The following is a 15,739-nucleotide window of genomic DNA, read 5'->3' as shown; positions in this document are numbered from 1 at the left end:
ATGCAGACGACCTTGAGTGAACGCGCCAGCCACCTGCCCCGTGCCGCCGAGGCTGAAAGCATCCTGCGCTCCTGCGTGCACTGCGGGTTCTGCAATGCCACTTGCCCGACCTATCAACTGCTGGGTGATGAGCTGGACGGGCCACGGGGGCGAATCTATCTGATCAAGCAGGTGCTCGAAGGCAACGAAGTCACCCATAAGACCCAACAGCACCTGGACCGCTGCCTGTCGTGCCGCAATTGCGAAACCACCTGCCCGTCGGGCGTCGATTACCACAACCTGCTGGATATAGGCCGGGCCGTGGTCGATGCCGCCGTGCCGCGTCCGCTCGGGCAACGCCTGTTGCGTGAGGGATTGCGCCGCACCGTGCCCCATCCGCAGCTGTTCAAGGGGCTGGTCAGCAGTGGCCAGGTGTTCCGGGCATTGCTGCCCGATGCCCTGCAAAGCAAACTGCCGCGTCATACCTATGCAGCCAAGCCACGCCCGGTGACCCACCGTGAACGACAGGTGTTGATGCTCGAGGGTTGCGTGCAACCGGGGCTGTCGCCCAATACCAACGCGGCTGCCGCACGGGTGCTGGATCGCCTTGGGATCGGCGTGACCGCCACTGGCGAAGCCGGTTGCTGCGGCGCCGTGGATTATCACCTCGACGCCCAGGCCACAGGCCTGGATCGTGCTCGCCGCAACATCGACGCCTGGTGGCCGGCCCTTGAAAAAGGTGCCGAGGCGATCGTGCAGACCGCCAGCGGTTGTGGTGCCTTCATCAAGGATTACGGTCATCTGCTGCGTAGCGATCCGGTGTATGCCGACAAGGCCAAAAAAGTCAGTGCACTGACCAAGGACCTGGTGGAAGTGCTGCGCGACGAGCCGCTGGAGCAACTCGGCATCCACGCCAGCCAGCGCCTGGCGTTTCATTGCCCGTGCACCTTGCAGCATGGGCAGAAACTCGGTGGCGTGGTAGAGGCTTTGCTAAGCCAGTTGGGCTTCAACCTTACGGCCGTTCCCGACGGTCATCTGTGCTGCGGTTCGGCCGGCACCTATTCGCTGACCCAGCCCGAGCTGTCCCGGCAGCTGCGCGACAACAAGCTCAACGCCCTGGAAAGCGGACATCCCGAGGTCATTGTCACGGCCAATATCGGCTGTCAGTCGCACCTTGACGGTGCCGGCCGCACTCCTGTGCGGCACTGGATCGAGCTGGTCGAAGCGGCCATGGCGCAAACCAACCCCGGAGAATCCTGATGAACAGCAAAGCGGTGCTCTGCCAGAGCGAAGTCAGGCGGATCCTCGCCGCGGCCCGTGCCGAGGCGCAAAACAATCAATGGCCTGTGACCATTGTGGTGGTCGACGATGGCGGTCACCCACTGGCCCTCGAACGCCTCGACGGCGCCGCGCCCAGCAGCGCCTATATCGCCACTGAAAAGGCCCGCACTGCGGCTCTCGGGCGGCGTGAATCCAAGGGTTATGAAGATATGATCAACGGGGGGCGCTACGCTTTTCTGTCAGCGCCGTTGCTGACTTCGCTGGAAGGTGGCGTGCCGGTTGTCTTCGACGGCCAGGTGATCGGCGCGGTCGGAGTTTCCGGGGTCAAGGCTGAACAGGATGCGCAGGTGGCCAAGGCGGGAGCCCAGTGCCTGAATTGAATAGCCCGCAAATTTGAGCATTCACCACACATCCCTGTGGGAGTCCTGTGGCGATTTTTTTTCGGAATACCGCATCGCCCCGTTGGGCTGCGAAGCAGCCCCGACATCTGCGAAGCGCTAAAGCTCTTGTGAGAACGGGGGCGAGCCCCCTCGCCACAAGGGCTGCTCCAACAGGAGTTGTATTGCTCAGTGGACCCGCTGACAAGCTATCAACCAGCCGAATAAGGAACCGCAAAGATGACCCGTCTCACTGCGAAAGACTTTGCCCCGCAACTGCTGGAACTCTATGACTACTACGCCCACGGCAAGATAAACCGACGCGAGTTTCTCGATCGCGCGGCGTTGTTCACCCTGGGTGGATTGACCGCCAGCGCGCTGCTGGCGGCATTGAGCCCCAACTATGCGCTGGCCGAACAGGTCGAGTTCACCGATCCAGACATCATTGCCGAATACATCACCTACCCCTCGCCCAAGGGCCACGGCCAGGTTCGCGGTTATCTGGTGCGTCCGGCCAAGACCACCGGAAAAGTGCCGGCGGTGGTGGTCGTGCATGAAAACCGAGGGCTCAACCCGTACATCGAAGATGTCGCCCGGCGGGTGGCCAAGGCCGGGTTAATCGCCCTTGCCCCGGACGGCCTGACGTCGGTCGGCGGTTATCCCGGCAACGATGACAAGGGCCGCGAGCTGCAAGCCAAGGTCGATCCGGAAAAGCTCATGAATGACTTTTTCGGCGCCGTCGAGTGGCTGATGAAACACCCGGCCGGCAACAGCAAAGTCGGCATCACCGGCTTCTGCTACGGCGGTGGTGTGGCCAACGCGGCAGCCGTGGCCTACCCGGAACTGGGCGCCGCCGTGTCGTTTTATGGCCGCCAGCCGACGACAGAGGAAGTCGCCCGGATCAAGGCGCCGGTGATGCTGCACTTTGGCGAACTGGATACGCGCATCAACGAAGGTTGGCCGGCGTATGAACAGGCGCTGAAGGCTGGCGGCAAGACTTATGAGGCCTACATCTACCCTGGATGCAACCACGGTTTTCACAATGATTCGACACCCCGGTATGACGAGGCGGCAGCGAAACTGGCGTGGGAGCGGACGTTGGGGTGGTTCAGAAAGTATCTGGCTTGACCGGATGTCAGGTGGTGGGCAGACCTGCAGGAGCCGGCTTGCTGGCGATGGCGCTTGAGTACGCCATCGCCAGCAAGCCGGCTCCTACGGATGTGGGCAATGGTTACTTCGGCTGCGCGACTGTGCGCAGATAGGGCTTGAGGGTCTTGAAGCCATCGGGATATTTCTTTTTCGCATCTTCATCCGACACCGAAGTGGGGATGATCACATCTTCACCCGGCCGCCAGTTCACTGGCGTAGCCACGGTGTGCTTGGCGTTCAGTTGCAGCGAATCGAGCAAACGCAGCACTTCATCGAAGTTGCGCCCGGCGCTCATCGGATAGATCAGCATGGCCTTGATCTTCTTGTCCGGGCCGACGATGAACACCGAACGCACCGTGGCGTTGTCCACCGCCGTGCGCGAGCCACCACTGGCGTTGGGGTGGATCATGTCGTAGAGCTTGGCCACCACCAGGTTTTCGTCGCCGATCAGCGGATAGTTGACCGCACTGCCCTGGGTTTCCTCGATATCACCGACCCATTTGTTGTGGTCGCTGACCGGGTCGATACTGAGCCCGAGTACTTTGGTGTTGCGCTGGTCGAATTGCGGCTTGAGCTTGGCCAGGTAGCCCAGCTCCGTGGTGCACACCGGGGTGAAGTCCTTCGGATGGGAGAACAGGATGACCCACTTGTCGCCGATCCATTCATGAAAGCGAATCGTGCCTTCAGTGGTCTCAGCGGTGAAATCCGGCGCTTCGTCGCCAATGCGGATTGCCATGTTCGATCTCCTTGCAGTGATGGACAGGGAAGCCGCCAGCGCTACCGACGGCATGGACGCGAAACAGTATAGGAGAGGATGCCGGACTCGCCGGCCTGCCTCGGCTACCCCACCAGCGCGATCAATTGCTGGCGCTGGGCATCGGTGAGCATCGGGCCAAAACCGGCCCCGGCGTTTTCTGCCATGTAGCGCGGCTTGCCGGTGCCAGGGATAACGCAGGTCACCGCCGAATGCGACAGCAGGAATTTCAGCGCCAGCTGCGGCCAACTCTTGATCCCGACTTGTGCGGCCCAGCCCGGTAGTGGTTTGTCTTTGAGCCGGCCGAGCAAGCCACCGCCACCGAACGGTCGATTGCAGATCACCGCCACCCCTTTCTCGCGGCACAGCGGCAACAGGCGTTTCTCCACAGCGCGATCATCCAGGGCGTAGTTGATCTGCAAAAAATCCACCGGCTCGGCCTTGAGTACCGCCTCCACCTCTTCGTAGGCCGAAGCGGTGTAATGGGTGATGCCGATGTAGCGAATGCGCCCCTCTTCCTTCCATTGGCGCAGGGTCGGGAGGTGGGTTTGCCAGTCCAGCAGGTTGTGGATCTGCATCAAGTCGATGCGATCGGTCTGCAACAGGGCAAAGGACTGTTCCATCTGCGCAATGCCTTCTTCGCGGCCCCGGGTCCACACCTTGGTGGCCAGGAAAGCTGGCGAACGCGGCTCATGGATCGACAGCAGTTCGCCAGTAGTCTGTTCGGCACGACCGTACATCGGCGAGCTGTCGATCACCTTCCCGCCTTTCTCGAACAACGCGCTGAGGACTGCCGGCAGGTCCTTGTAAGCAGGGTCCGATGGCGCTACATCGAAGCCGCGATAGGTGCCCACACCCACCACGGGCAAGGGCTCGTTGCTGGAAGGAATGACTCGGGTCAGCATGGTCTTGCCTCCTGTTCCCGTCGACGGCGCGGTTTGCGCGCCGGCCGGACCGAACGTGAAGACCGCCGAAACACCGGCAGCCAGCGTGAGAACTTCTCTACGGGTGTACCCCTCAGGATGGCTCATAAATCGTTCCTCACCAGTCGATCGGGTTGCGCTTTTTGCGCCTGTCGTCGTGCCAGCCAGAAACACAGCCAGCCCCAGGCGCCGGCAAACGGCAGGACAAACAGCGACACCAGGGCGAAGCCTGCGCCCATTGCCGCCAATCCTGCCGACAACCAACCGCTGGCGGCATCACCGCCGCGATACACCAGGGTTTCGATCACATTCTTGGCTTTGTACTTTTCCTCGCGGCTGACCACCGTCCACAACACCTCGCGCGCCGGGCGCACAATGGCGAACTCCACCGCCCGGCGCAGGCCTTGGGCCAGGGCCACCGTTGTTGGCACGGGCGCCAGGGCCATGGCGGCAAACGCTGCCATCGCCGCCACTGGCAACGCCGCCAGCGCCCCGCCAACGCCAATCAAACGGATCAGCGGTGCCGTCAGCAGCAGCTGACAGATCAAGGTCAGGGCCGATACCAGCAAATCGACGACGGCGAAGAATTGCGTGCGGCTGCCCACATCAGCGTAGCTGCCGGCGACGATTCGTCCCTGCTCGAAATACAACAGGGTCGCGGCGCTGGTGTGCAGTAGCATGAACGCCACCAGCCCCAGCAGATATGGCGAGCGCAGGATCAAAGTGACGCCGGCGAGGATGCTGCCGCCCATACGCCGCTCGTCCAGCACCAGGCTGCCGGATTGCGAGCGGGTTCGCGACAACAGCGCCCGATAGCAGCGCACCGCGACTTCCAACAGCAGCGCCGCCGCGACGGTCAGCGCCACCGGGCCGAGACGGCCGACCATGCTCGCGGCCAGCAACGGCCCGATAAACGTGCCGAGGGTGCCGCCTGCGGCAATGAAACCGAACAGGCGTCGACCCTGTTCGCTGGAAAAACGGTCGACCAGCACGCTCCAGAAAATCGACACGATGAACAGGTTGTAGATGCTGATCCACACGAAAAACACCCGCCCCACGGCCACCGGGGCGATGTGGTTGGCGATCAACAGGCCAAACAGCAACATCGACAAGGCGATCAACCGGTAAATCAACGGTACGAAGCGCGTTGCCGGCAGACGCGACGCCAGCGTCCCGAACACCGGTACCATCAGCAACATGACAACAAAGGTGGCGGTGAACAACCACTGCAATTGCCCGGCTCCGCCTTCGAGCCCGAGGGCATCGCGCAAGGGCCGCACCAGGTAATAACTGGCGAGCACGCAGAAATGGAAGGCGAAACCCAGCATCAGGGCCGCTCTTTCGGATGGCAGGACGTTTAGCCATTTTTCCACGCCGAGCATCGGTGCCCTCCTCTTGCGCCAGCGTTTGACTACACTCTGGCAGCGATCACCCTATCTCCGTTGCAAGTCCCGAGTCGTCAATGCGGTCCACTGACGTTAGCCGAATGTCACGCGCCCTGGTGTTAATCGTCGTCATCGTAGCCGCGCTGTATCTGGCGCTGTGCGCTGCGTTGTTCGTGTTTCAGCGTGCGCTGATCTACTTTCCGCAATCGCGCGCCATCGAGGCGCCCGTTACCCTGACGTTGCCGGTCGGCGACGCCCGGGTGCTGGTCTCCGTCAGACCGCACCAGGGCCCCAAGGCACTGATTTATTTTGGTGGCAACGCCGAGGATGTCTCACGCAATCTGCCCGGTTTTGCCCAGGCATTTCCTGATTACGCTGTCTATCTAATGCACTACCGAGGTTTCGGGGGAAGCGCCGGTTCCCCTTCTGAAGAGGCCATTCAACGGGATGCCGTGACCTTGTTCGACCTGGTTCACGCCGAGCATTCACACATTGCCGTGGTCGGTCGCAGTCTGGGCTCGGGGGTGGCGGTGCGCCTTGCCAGCCAACGACCGGCGGCACGCCTGGTGCTGATCACACCGTATAACAGCCTTGAGGAACTGGCCACACGGCAGTTTCGCGGATTTCCCGTGCGGTGGTTGTTGCAGGATAAATTCGAGTCCTGGCGCTATGCCGAACGCATCAAGGTGCTTACGCGGCTGATAGCCGCCGAGCGTGACGAAGTGATCCCTCGCGCCAGCACCGATCGCCTTTACCGCCATTTCGCCAGTGGCGTGGCCTCGCTGCAGGTCATTCCGGGCACGGGGCATAACTCGATCGGCGACAGTCCCGACTACCTGAAAGCGCTCGGAGCCGGGTTGTAAGGAGGGTTACAAAGTCGTGTGCGAGCCTGCTTGCGAGTGCGTCAGCCCTGCCAGCACTGATGCCGGATGTACTGGCCTCATCGCCAGCAGGCTAGCTCCCACAGGGAATCCCGGGCAGCCGCAGATTTGCGGACACTGAGGATCAAATTGTGGGAGCGAGCCTGCTCGCGATGGCGTCAGGCCTGCCAGTATTGATGCGGGATTAGTGTCAACGTGGGCCTCTGCGGTCCGTTTCCCCCTCGCCGTGAACCTTGTGTCGATAGTCCAGTCATATCCCGTCATGCTGTTCACTTAAGCTGGGGCACACACATGTGGCGAGGGGGCTTGTCGGACCGCCGCACCGCCCCGTTCGGCTGCGAAGCAGTCGTAAAACCATTGCACACGGTGTATCTGATACGCCTCGGTGGCAGGTTTTGGGGCCGCTTCGCGGCCCAACGGGGCGGTGCGGCGGTCCGACAAGCCCCCTCGCCACAAGGTGTATTGCCCCGCTTAAGTGAACAGCATTACAGTCATATCCCCGCGTTTTCCTGCTCTCTCAAACTTGTCATCTCATCAGAGCTGTCCCCCCATGCGCCAAACTGTCGTTGCCTCGCGCGTTACTTCACTGTGCCTGCTTACCCTGCTTCCCACTCTCGCCAGCCCCGCCCTTGCCGACGCGCAAAGACAGCTGGTGGCAGCCATCAACGACTATAGAGCTCATCCGCAACGCTGCGAACGACGACCGGAACAACGGTTGGCTCCCCTCGCGTTCAATTCCAACCTGGCCTTGCCGATCGGCTACGGTGGTGGCCTGCGCGACAGGTTGAAAGCTTCCGGCTATCAGGCGGTGACAGTGCGCAGCATCCGCGTGGTCGGCGCCCGGGATGCCGAAGATGCCTTCGATTTGCTCCAGGACGAGCATTGCACAGCATTGCTCGATAGCCAGTACGCCGACATTGGCGTCAGTCGCGCCGGCAGCCAATGGCAAGTGGTGCTTGCACGGCCGGTGCTCGACGGTAAGACCGGCGATGCGCGAGATGCTGGCAAGGCCCTGCTGGCTCAGGTCAACGCAGCCCGGGCCAGACCACGGTTGTGCGGACACCAGCGTTTTGCCGCCGCACGCCCGCTGACCTGGAACGCCGCCCTCGGCGCCGCCGCCCAGGGCCACAGCAATGCCATGGCCGTGGGCAACTATTTCGCCCATCAGGACCCCGACGGCGATATGCCCGCAGACCGGGCCAGGGCCGCCGGTTTCCGGGGACGGCAGATTGGTGAAAACATCGCCGCCGGCCAGGGTTCACCGACCAAGGCCATGGCCGGCTGGCTCGCCAGCCCCGGGCATTGCGCCAACCTGATGAGCCCGATGTTCACCCAGGTCGGTGCAGCTTACGCCGCCGACTCCCGCAGCGACCGCGGCGTTTACTGGACGATGCTGTTCGGAGCGCCATGAGCCAGCACACCTATCTGCAGGACATTAAAAAGCCCGCGCGTGGCGGGCTTTGTAGTGGGAGATAAAGTAGGTGGCCGGTGCTGGTCTCCGGCTTACGAGGTTTATCAGGCCTCCCACAAAAGAGTCGTGTAGCTGTAATGGAACTCTTCTGCTTCACACGGCATAAGGGCTGGATCTCAGCGCGGAGATCTTTCTAACCGTGTACCCTTCGGAGCGCGCCCCACGCGTCCTCGCTATCCTTTTGCGCATCAGTCTGCGTCTTCACCTACAGGTTTGAGGATAGCAAAATCGAGCAGATTGCCAACCGCACTTTTAGACCGATTTCGACCAGTAGAAAGTGCGTAAGGAAGGGAAAACACTATGGCCGAAAAGAAGGACGATCAGCAAGAACTGGCTGGCAACCTGGCCATTGCTCAAGTTCAGCGACTCATGACGGCCGGCGCACCGCTCTCACCCTGCCGCTGCCGCCTCCACCGCAAAAGAATCGCTCGCCGCCGTCGGATTCCAGACCCGACACGCCGACACCGGCAGGCATCCTGAGGCTCTCCAGCACTTCGCCGGACTGCGGATCGATACGGCGCAACTCACTCTCATCGCCCTCCCAGGTGCCATGCCACAGATCACCTTCGACCCAGGTCACGCCGGTGACGAAACGGTTGGATTCGATGGTGCGCAGGATCTCGCCGGTACCGGGGTTGATCTGGTGAATCTTGCGCTCGCGATATTGCCCTACCCACAGCGAGCCTTCGGCCCAGGTCAGGCCCGAGTCGTTGCCGCCGCCGGGTGCGGGGATTGTGGCCAGGACGCGGCCGGTCTGCGGGTCGATTTTGTGGATACGGTCTTCGGCAATCTGGTACAGATACTCGCCATCGAAGGCAGTCCCGGCATGGCCGGCGACCTCCAGCGAGCGCAGTGTCTTGCCGCTTTCGGGGTCGAGGGCGTGAAGTCTGTCGGTGGTTGCAAACCAGACCTGTTCGCCGTCCCAGGTGACGCCATGCACGGCGTCAACACCAACAAACGGGCCATATTCACGAAGGATCTCGGCAGCTGCGGTTTTCATCTTGCATTACCTCTTCAGCGGACTGGTGGCGTTGATCCTAACCACTGGGCAGCGGCGCCGGGAGTAACAAGGTCGTCGCGAATCCGGGCATCGGCGGGGTCATCCAGCGCCGGGCGCGGCCGCAACCGAACGACTGCACCTTGCCCTCGTCCGCCAGGGTATCGAGCGCCCGTTGTACCGTGCGCTGACTGATGCTCAGTGCCAACGCCAAGGCCGAACTGGACCACGATTCACCGTCCGCCAGGCAGGCGCACAAGGCGGCAAATTTTTCTTCGAGCGGCGGTACCAGTACCACCACCTCAGGGCAAACCGGGGTGGTCAGGACGAACCCGCGCGGGGTGGCGGTCACACCGGCCAAGGGTTTGAGCGCGACCCGCAGCCGGCCGATTTCCACGCGCAGCCGTGCGCGGTGGGACTCGTCCGAAAGCTTCAGGCGAAATGCCCGGGCGATCAACACCTCCCTTACAACATCGGCTGGCCAGGCTTCGGCCAATGCTTGCGCGAGGCTGAACAGGATCGGTCGTGTGCCCAGGGATACCGACATGCCGCAGCCACGCACGACGTAGCGGCAGGCGTCCACCACCAGCGAGGTCGAAGCAAGCAAGGCTTCAACTTCGTCCAGCAACACTGGCCGCTGTTCGCCCCCGGCAATCAGGCGCGCAACCGGGGTGTCGAGGAGCATCGCTGCGTGTTCAACTTCAGCGCTCAACGCCGCAATGGCGGCTTGATCGGCCGCGCGCCGTGCCCGCGTCAGGGCATCCCTGGCCGCGCGCGATTGCAGGCGGCGCAGGGCAATTCCCAGCAGTACCAGTTCGTGGGCCGTGCGCAACGCTGGGGGCAATGGGTCCGGGTTAAGTCCGGCGATCAGGTGTTGCGCTTGATCGAGCTGACCGATCAGCAACAGTCGACGAATTTGCAGATAGCGGGCGTGATCGGCATTGACCTGATCACCGTGCGCCTCAAGGGTGATTCGCGCCGCTTCCAGCGCCTTGACCGGCCAGCCAAGTTCCCGGGAAGCCAGCGCGATCTCGGCTTCGGCTACCACGCAGCGGGCCCGGGACAATGACTCTTTCGGGCCGAACCCGCGCAGGGCGCTTTTGATCAGCGCCCGGGCCCGCACCAGATCGCCCAACTGAGCCATGGCAATACCGCGCAGCGCCAGCGCCGGTGCATCGTCGCGCAAGGCCACGCGGTCCAGCGCGCCCAAGGGATCACCCGCCGCCAGGGCGCGGGCTGCCGCTGTGATCATCGAGTCCATCGCAATACCGCCACGCTTGTCACTCCCACCGTTGCATACCCCGGTTTAGTCTAATTCACGACAGGCCACCAGGAGCGTACGCCGAGGAACAATGGCTGGAGCAACAGTTACATTGCCTTGGCGCCCTACTCCCGGTCTTTCGTCGAACGGATCAGATTGCTGCGTAATTTGACGATTGCCTTCTGCATCTGCACGAATTCGTCAGGGTCGAGACCGGTTTGCGGGAAACCTTCTTCCCAGAGGCCTTCACGCAGTTTGCGTCCTTCTTTCGTGAGCCTGATCCGTACCTGGCGTTCGTCTTGCGGATCGCGCTGGCGCAGCAGATAACCCATCGCTTCGAGCTTCTTCAGGATCGGCGTGAGGGTGTTGGATTCGAGAAATAGCTTCTCGCCGAGGCTGCCCACGGTCTGGTTGTCTTCCTCCCACAGCGCGACGAGGGTGATGTATTGCGTATAGGTGAGGCCAAGCCGTTCGAGCATCGGCTTATACGCCTTGCTGAACGCGAGGTTGGAGGAATAGACCGCAAAACACAGAAAATCGGCAAGCTTGAGGTCGAGGGCGGCTGTCTTGTCGGTGGGTTTCATGGGCATTCTCGGTGGGCAGGACGGATGAATCGCGGGGTCCGACTATACATCGCATGCGATGGTATCGGAAGTATTCACACCATTGGCAGTCGTCCAGAAAGCAGCGCCATGCAGGCCGACGACCGGCTCACCAGGTTTAACCCTGGCGAGCCGGTCGTGCAGTGGTCAAGCAGTCAGGACCTTGATGGCAACGTCAATATTGCCCCGTGTGGCCTTGGAGTACGGGCAGATGGCATCGGCGTTGTGAGCCAGTTCGGTCGCAACCCCCTCATCCAGGCCGGGCACCCGCAGGGTCAATCGAGCCTGGAGGAAGTACTGCTCACCGGTCTGGCCCAGATCGACTTCGATATCGACAGCCGTATCGGATGGCAACGTCACCTTCAATTGTTGAGCGGCCAGCCCTACCGCAGCGATGTAGCAAGCCGACCACGCCCCGGCGAACAGTTGCTCGGCTTTGGGGTGCGGTTGCACGCCGGTAAGCACGTGTGCCGCAGTGGTGCTGCCGGGGGACGACAACTCGATGTCGAGGTTGCCATTATGGCCGCGCGATGTATTGCCGGCGCTGCTACGGGTGGTATGGGTTCTGCCGCTGGCCAGTACTTTTTCGATCTTGCTCATGATGATTTCCTCAGGTTTACAGGTTGCTTAATTCGTATGCGCTTGCATCGCGTGCGATGCTTATCGCCGCATCCAGGCATCACGCCGTAATCACGTTCAGGGCAACGTCGATATTGCCGCGTGTCGCTTTGGAATAGGGGCAGATGGAATCGGCGATGTGCGCCAGTTCCGTCGCGACATCCTGTGCCAATCCCGGCACGCGCAGGGTCAGTCGAGCCTGAAGGAAATAGGCCGGACCAGTCTGGCCCAGGTCCACTTCGATGTCGACGGCCAGGTCCGCTGGCAACACGATGTTGCGCTCCTGCGCCACCAGACCGACCGCCGCGGTGTAGCAGGCCGACCATGCCCCGGCGAACAATTGCTCGGCGGTCGGGTGCGGCTGGGTGGCGGCGAATGTGTGTGCTGGCTGGGCGGAACCGGGTGACGACAACTCGATATCGAGGTTGCCGTTATGGCCGCGCAGGGAGTCACCGGCAGCGCTGTGGGTGGTGTGGGTTTTGCCGGTAGCCAGTACTTTTTCAATCTTGCTCATGGACGGTTTCCTCAGTGCGTTATTGCATGCGATTATATCGTATGCGAGTTATTAAGTGTAGAAGCAACGCTTATCAAGCGGCTGGTGCAGTCATCCAGTTATTGCCGTTGTGGCCATGGAAATCACGGGTGTGGCGACTTTCGGTGTTCATGGTTGGAATCTCCAAACGGCAAGGTCATGATCTGCTATCGCAAGCGATCTAATCGTACGCGATGTATAAATATTCAACCAAAGCCGCAGTCATGTCAAAGATTATTTTAAGTGTCGTCGACGGGCGGTAGATGCCGCCAGAATCGGGGGCGTAGTCAGGGCCCGGCATCCGGGCCCTGGTGTTCAGGCCTCTCTCAAGGCGCCGTCGAAAGCGGGGGTCAGCCCCGACAGTTGCAGCTTGCGAACAAAGTCACCGAGACGCTGTTGCTTGTAAGCTTCTACATCCAGCTCGCTGTAGTCATAAAACCCCTGGCCGTCACGCAAGCCATTGCGGCCGTTTTGCATATTGTCGGCAATCACCTGTGGCGACTCGAAACGAGGTGCCAACGCGCCACTGAGGTAGCGCGAGGCGTAGTACAGAATGTCGCCGCCGCCCCAATCGATAAACTCCAGCAGCCCCAACACCGAGAAACGCAGGCCAAAGCCGACGCGCACTGCGGTGTCGATATCTTCGGCGCTGGCCACGCCCTCCTCGACCATCCGCGCGGCTTCGTTCATCGCCAGCGCCTGGATGCGCGGGACGATGTAGCCGGCCACCGGGTTGCAGACCACGGGCACCTTGCCGATCTGCTTGAGCAGTTGCAGCAACCGCTCGACCACTTGTGGGCACGTCGCCTGGCTGCGGCTGACCTCCACCAACGGCATCAGGTACGCCGGATTGAGCCAGTGCGCGTTGACGAAACGCTGGGGTTCACTGACCATCTCGGCCAACTCGGTGACCAGAAAGGTCGAGGTGGTCGAGGCGATGATGGTCGACGCCGGGACATGCTCGCTGATCCATCCAAAGGTCTGCTGCTTGACGGCGATGACTTCCGGCACCGCCTCAAACACCAGGTCGCACAGGCGCAAGTTCTCCCCGGCCAGGGTTCGGGATTGCAGGGTCAACCGGGATATCGCGATGTCCGCCTGCTCCTCCACTAGCATGCCCAGGCGTACCAGCATCTGCAGTTCGCTGCGCACGTTGTTTCGCACGCGTTCGAAGTAACCACGCCGCTCGTGCTCGGCGCGATCCTTGATGTCGATCAGGGTTACCGGCAATCCCGCATGGATGAACGCCAGGGCAATGCCCTCGCCCATCCGGCCGGCACCGACCACGCAGACATGAGGCAACGCAGCGTTCATCAGTTGTAACCCCTGGTCAGCAGCTCGGTCATCTGCGCCCGGTCAAGACTGGCTAGACCGAGGTTTTCCAGGGTGCGACCTTCGGCGTAAAGATCCCGTGCAGCGACTGCCGATGCGATGCTCAGCAGTCCCTGCGCCACCGGGGTAGGCACACCGGCCCACCGGCCGACGGATACCAGGAAGGACAGGCCCAGGCGCGTGTCTTCGAGCATGTAGCGATGTTTCTGCAGGTCGATGTCTTCGCGCCAGTCGCCGCTGTCGGTCAACTTGCCGTGGGCACCGCGACCGTACATCCACTCCTCGCCTTCGCTGGTGTTGTAGTGATCGGCCAACGGAAAGTGCGGCGCGCCGTAGGTCAGTGCTTCGCGCACGGCCATGCGCTCGGCATCAAGCTGGTTGGTCACGCGGCGAATCGATGGCTGGGTACCCTCATTGTGAATGTCCCAGGCCTCGAAATGCTCCAGGGGACCTGCGTTCATCATGATCAGCGGCGGGTGAATGATGGGGCCTGCGTTCATCAACGCCCCGCTCAGGGCGTCTTCAATCGGCTCGACGCTCGGGTAGGCCTCGCGCAGCACCGCAAAAGCGTGCTCGGACAGGTTGCTCGGGAACACGCCGGTCGGCAGACGGGTGGCGTAGCAACTGATCACCAGGTCGCTGGCGCCGTGCTTGCGCACCAGGTACGGCAGCGTGCCGGTTTCAGCGAAAGCGACCTTGCTCTGGTTGCCCGCATCGGCCATGGCCTTGGCGAACACGAAACTGCCGAAGGTGCCCGGCGGCAGGAACACCACCTGACCGTCGTGCAGGTGCGGCGCGACTTGCCTGGCCAGGTCTTCATGGGAGGTCGACGGCAAGGGGATGATGACCAGTTGCGCGTCGCTCAGGGATTCGCCCAGGTTGTCGGTCAGGGACAGTTTGTCGCCAGGATTGCCGACGGCCAACTGGCGAGTGCCCCGGTAGTCCTTGATGGTCAGGCTGCCGATGTCCAGCAGCTCTTTGAGCGCTGCGCTGTCGCGACGCCACAGGCGGGTCTGATGCCCCTTTTCCGCCATCTCCACAGCAGCGGCATAACAGCCGTGTCCACCACCCAGCACGGTAATATTCATCGAGTTGCTCCTCTTGTCAGAGACCCGATGCTATCGAGGCGCAGCGCCGCGGACTTATCCGATTACGCAGCCGAATGACCGATTGCGCAGCAGTCTCAATGCTTGCGCCGCCGCAGGGTGTCCGAAGGCAGGCAACCATAGCGTTGTCGATAGGCGCTGGAGAAATGCCCGAAGCTGTTGATGCCATGACGCAACAGGATATCGGTGACGGTTTCGCCGGCCCTGCCCTGCCTGAGCGATTCGTGGATCACTGCCAGGCGACGGTCACGGATGTACTCGACCGGTGCCTGCTGGAGGAACTGATTGAAGCCATTCTGCAGAGTGCGCACCGAGACACCACACAGTTCGCTCAACGTCGCCAGGCTGATCGGTTCGTCGAGGTGCTCCTCGATGTAATCACGGGCCTTTTTCACGTGGTGCGGCAGCGGTGCGCGCGAGTCGCTCAACAGGTCCGCCGAGTAGTTATGCGGTAACTGTGTGAGCAGCAGTTGCATCAGGTATTCGGACAGGCCGCTGGCCAGGCGCGATCCGTCCACGCCGCTGCCGTAGAGCCGGCAAATGTAATCCAGGGTGTGATAGAGGCTGACGACGCCGGTGCCCAAGTGATCGACGCTGACATCAAAGATCACCGACTGGCGCAGGCTGCGGCCGAGCAGGCGTTGCAACTGCGTCTCCAGGGCATCACGGTCGACACGCAGGATCAGGTTGCGACATTGCCCATCGGTGACGATGCGGCTTTGCGCGAATGGCGATGACACGCTCAGGTAGCCCGACTGCATCGCCGCGCTGCGCCGCCCGTGGGCCACCTCGCAATGCCCCTGCAAGGTAATGCGGAACAGGTACTGATCGGCAATGTCGCCGATGGTAATCTCCACCGGCGCGCCATAACTCAGGTCGAGCAGCGCCGAATCGCCGAAAAAAACGCCGTTAAGCCGGGTATGGATGGGCTTGTCGCGCAGTACGTTGAAGCTATGCGGGCACAGGTATTGGCTGACCTTGTCCTTGATCTCGCGGTAATCGGCGGAGCTGAGCAGGCTGTGGCGTTCCAGCAGGTGTACGTCATTCAACATCAGAGGCTCTCCTGACCTGAAGCAGAGCGGCCCCGCTGC

General features: G+C 61.9%; 16 protein-coding genes. 5 read left to right on the top strand and 11 right to left on the bottom strand.

Going from position 1 to position 15,739, the window contains the following annotated elements:
• The 3 genes from glcF to yghX all read left to right on the top strand — a co-directional run bounded on the left by glcF (position 1) and on the right by yghX (position 2,765).
• Positions 1-1,239 (top strand): glycolate oxidase subunit GlcF, encoded by a 1,239-nt coding sequence (gene glcF, locus AC07OG_RS22095; RefSeq protein ID WP_495068095.1) that lies wholly within the window; start codon positions 1-3, stop codon positions 1,237-1,239.
• Positions 1,239-1,640 (top strand): heme-binding protein, encoded by a 402-nt coding sequence (locus AC07OG_RS22090; protein WP_060541721.1) that lies wholly within the window; start codon positions 1,239-1,241, stop codon positions 1,638-1,640. Before glcF ends, AC07OG_RS22090 begins: the two co-directional genes overlap by 1 nt.
• 237 nt (positions 1,641-1,877) lie before the next feature.
• Positions 1,878-2,765, top strand: coding sequence for a YghX family hydrolase (gene yghX / locus AC07OG_RS22085; protein ID WP_495068094.1), 888 nt, complete (start codon positions 1,878-1,880; stop codon positions 2,763-2,765).
• Positions 2,766-2,868: 103 nt separating this feature from the next.
• On the opposite strand, the gene AC07OG_RS22080 is transcribed toward yghX, so the two are convergent.
• The 3 genes from AC07OG_RS22080 to AC07OG_RS22070 all read right to left on the bottom strand — a co-directional run bounded on the left by AC07OG_RS22080 (position 2,869) and on the right by AC07OG_RS22070 (position 5,845).
• Positions 2,869-3,522, bottom strand: a complete 654-nt coding sequence (locus tag AC07OG_RS22080) for a peroxiredoxin (RefSeq protein ID WP_060541723.1) — start codon at positions 3,520-3,522, stop codon at positions 2,869-2,871.
• Positions 3,523-3,626: 104 nt separating this feature from the next.
• A complete protein-coding gene (locus AC07OG_RS22075; RefSeq protein ID WP_495068093.1) occupies positions 3,627-4,571 on the bottom strand; it encodes an aldo/keto reductase in 945 nt (314 codons plus the stop codon).
• Entirely contained in the window at positions 4,568-5,845 is a 1,278-nt protein-coding gene (locus AC07OG_RS22070; RefSeq protein WP_495068092.1) for an NTP/NDP exchange transporter, read from the bottom strand. Before AC07OG_RS22070 ends, AC07OG_RS22075 begins: the two co-directional genes overlap by 4 nt.
• An 80-nt stretch (positions 5,846-5,925) precedes the next feature.
• On the opposite strand from AC07OG_RS22070, the gene AC07OG_RS22065 reads away from it, so the two are divergent.
• Positions 5,926-6,711 carry an alpha/beta hydrolase gene (locus tag AC07OG_RS22065; protein WP_495068091.1) on the top strand — a complete coding sequence of 262 codons (786 nt, stop codon included), beginning with the start codon at positions 5,926-5,928 and terminating at the stop codon, positions 6,709-6,711.
• Positions 6,712-7,279: 568 nt separating this feature from the next.
• Entirely contained in the window at positions 7,280-8,140 is an 861-nt protein-coding gene (locus AC07OG_RS22060; protein WP_495068090.1) for a CAP domain-containing protein, read from the top strand.
• A 427-nt stretch (positions 8,141-8,567) separates the two neighbouring features.
• Here the strand turns inward: AC07OG_RS22060 and AC07OG_RS22055 are convergent, their stop codons facing one another.
• The 8 genes from AC07OG_RS22055 to AC07OG_RS22020 all read right to left on the bottom strand — a co-directional run bounded on the left by AC07OG_RS22055 (position 8,568) and on the right by AC07OG_RS22020 (position 15,700).
• Complete coding sequence (locus AC07OG_RS22055) at positions 8,568-9,200, bottom strand: Vgb family protein (protein WP_495068089.1); 633 nt, start codon at positions 9,198-9,200, stop codon at positions 8,568-8,570.
• 37 nt (positions 9,201-9,237) lie between these two features.
• Positions 9,238-10,458: a helix-turn-helix domain-containing protein gene (locus tag AC07OG_RS22050; RefSeq protein ID WP_495068088.1), complete on the bottom strand. Its 1,221-nt coding sequence runs from the start codon at positions 10,456-10,458 to the stop codon at positions 9,238-9,240.
• Between the two features lie 125 nt (positions 10,459-10,583).
• Positions 10,584-11,042: a MarR family winged helix-turn-helix transcriptional regulator gene (locus tag AC07OG_RS22045; RefSeq protein ID WP_495068087.1), complete on the bottom strand. Its 459-nt coding sequence runs from the start codon at positions 11,040-11,042 to the stop codon at positions 10,584-10,586.
• Positions 11,043-11,207: 165 nt separating this feature from the next.
• Positions 11,208-11,660, bottom strand: a complete 453-nt coding sequence (locus AC07OG_RS22040) for an Ohr family peroxiredoxin (RefSeq protein ID WP_060541731.1) — start codon at positions 11,658-11,660, stop codon at positions 11,208-11,210.
• A 79-nt stretch (positions 11,661-11,739) separates the two neighbouring features.
• Entirely contained in the window at positions 11,740-12,192 is a 453-nt protein-coding gene (locus AC07OG_RS22035; RefSeq protein WP_495068086.1) for an Ohr family peroxiredoxin, read from the bottom strand.
• A 333-nt stretch (positions 12,193-12,525) separates the two neighbouring features.
• Complete coding sequence (locus tag AC07OG_RS22030; protein ID WP_495068085.1) at positions 12,526-13,524, bottom strand: 3-hydroxybutyryl-CoA dehydrogenase; 999 nt, start codon at positions 13,522-13,524, stop codon at positions 12,526-12,528.
• Positions 13,524-14,630 carry an NAD/NADP octopine/nopaline dehydrogenase family protein gene (locus AC07OG_RS22025; protein ID WP_495068084.1) on the bottom strand — a complete coding sequence of 369 codons (1,107 nt, stop codon included), beginning with the start codon at positions 14,628-14,630 and terminating at the stop codon, positions 13,524-13,526. Before AC07OG_RS22025 ends, AC07OG_RS22030 begins: the two co-directional genes overlap by 1 nt.
• A 95-nt stretch (positions 14,631-14,725) precedes the next feature.
• Entirely contained in the window at positions 14,726-15,700 is a 975-nt protein-coding gene (locus AC07OG_RS22020; RefSeq protein WP_495068083.1) for a cupin domain-containing protein, read from the bottom strand.
• Positions 15,701-15,739: the final 39 nt, after the last annotated feature.

It is taken from the genome of Pseudomonas sp. GW821-FHT09H03, assembly GCF_059415945.1.
The sequence above is the reverse complement of the archived record's forward strand: the minus strand, read 5'-3'. Positions and strand labels throughout refer to the sequence as shown.

What these genes read in the sequence shown, in the direction of transcription:
- glcF (WP_495068095.1), top strand. Translation starts at nt 1, where the DNA reads ATGCAGACGACCTTGAGTGAACGCGCCAGCCACCTGCCCCGTGCCGCC.
- AC07OG_RS22090 (WP_060541721.1), top strand. Translation starts at nt 1,239, where the DNA reads ATGAACAGCAAAGCGGTGCTCTGCCAGAGCGAAGTCAGGCGGATCCTC.
- yghX (WP_495068094.1), top strand. Translation starts at nt 1,878, where the DNA reads ATGACCCGTCTCACTGCGAAAGACTTTGCCCCGCAACTGCTGGAACTC.
- AC07OG_RS22080 (WP_060541723.1), bottom strand. Translation starts at nt 3,522, where the DNA reads ATGGCAATCCGCATTGGCGACGAAGCGCCGGATTTCACCGCTGAGACC.
- AC07OG_RS22075 (WP_495068093.1), bottom strand. Translation starts at nt 4,571, where the DNA reads ATGAGCCATCCTGAGGGGTACACCCGTAGAGAAGTTCTCACGCTGGCT.
- AC07OG_RS22070 (WP_495068092.1), bottom strand. Translation starts at nt 5,845, where the DNA reads ATGCTCGGCGTGGAAAAATGGCTAAACGTCCTGCCATCCGAAAGAGCG.
- AC07OG_RS22065 (WP_495068091.1), top strand. Translation starts at nt 5,926, where the DNA reads ATGCGGTCCACTGACGTTAGCCGAATGTCACGCGCCCTGGTGTTAATC.
- AC07OG_RS22060 (WP_495068090.1), top strand. Translation starts at nt 7,280, where the DNA reads ATGCGCCAAACTGTCGTTGCCTCGCGCGTTACTTCACTGTGCCTGCTT.
- AC07OG_RS22055 (WP_495068089.1), bottom strand. Translation starts at nt 9,200, where the DNA reads ATGAAAACCGCAGCTGCCGAGATCCTTCGTGAATATGGCCCGTTTGTT.
- AC07OG_RS22050 (WP_495068088.1), bottom strand. Translation starts at nt 10,458, where the DNA reads ATGGACTCGATGATCACAGCGGCAGCCCGCGCCCTGGCGGCGGGTGAT.
- AC07OG_RS22045 (WP_495068087.1), bottom strand. Translation starts at nt 11,042, where the DNA reads ATGAAACCCACCGACAAGACAGCCGCCCTCGACCTCAAGCTTGCCGAT.
- AC07OG_RS22040 (WP_060541731.1), bottom strand. Translation starts at nt 11,660, where the DNA reads ATGAGCAAGATCGAAAAAGTACTGGCCAGCGGCAGAACCCATACCACC.
- AC07OG_RS22035 (WP_495068086.1), bottom strand. Translation starts at nt 12,192, where the DNA reads ATGAGCAAGATTGAAAAAGTACTGGCTACCGGCAAAACCCACACCACC.
- AC07OG_RS22030 (WP_495068085.1), bottom strand. Translation starts at nt 13,524, where the DNA reads ATGAACGCTGCGTTGCCTCATGTCTGCGTGGTCGGTGCCGGCCGGATG.
- AC07OG_RS22025 (WP_495068084.1), bottom strand. Translation starts at nt 14,630, where the DNA reads ATGAATATTACCGTGCTGGGTGGTGGACACGGCTGTTATGCCGCTGCT.
- AC07OG_RS22020 (WP_495068083.1), bottom strand. Translation starts at nt 15,700, where the DNA reads ATGTTGAATGACGTACACCTGCTGGAACGCCACAGCCTGCTCAGCTCC.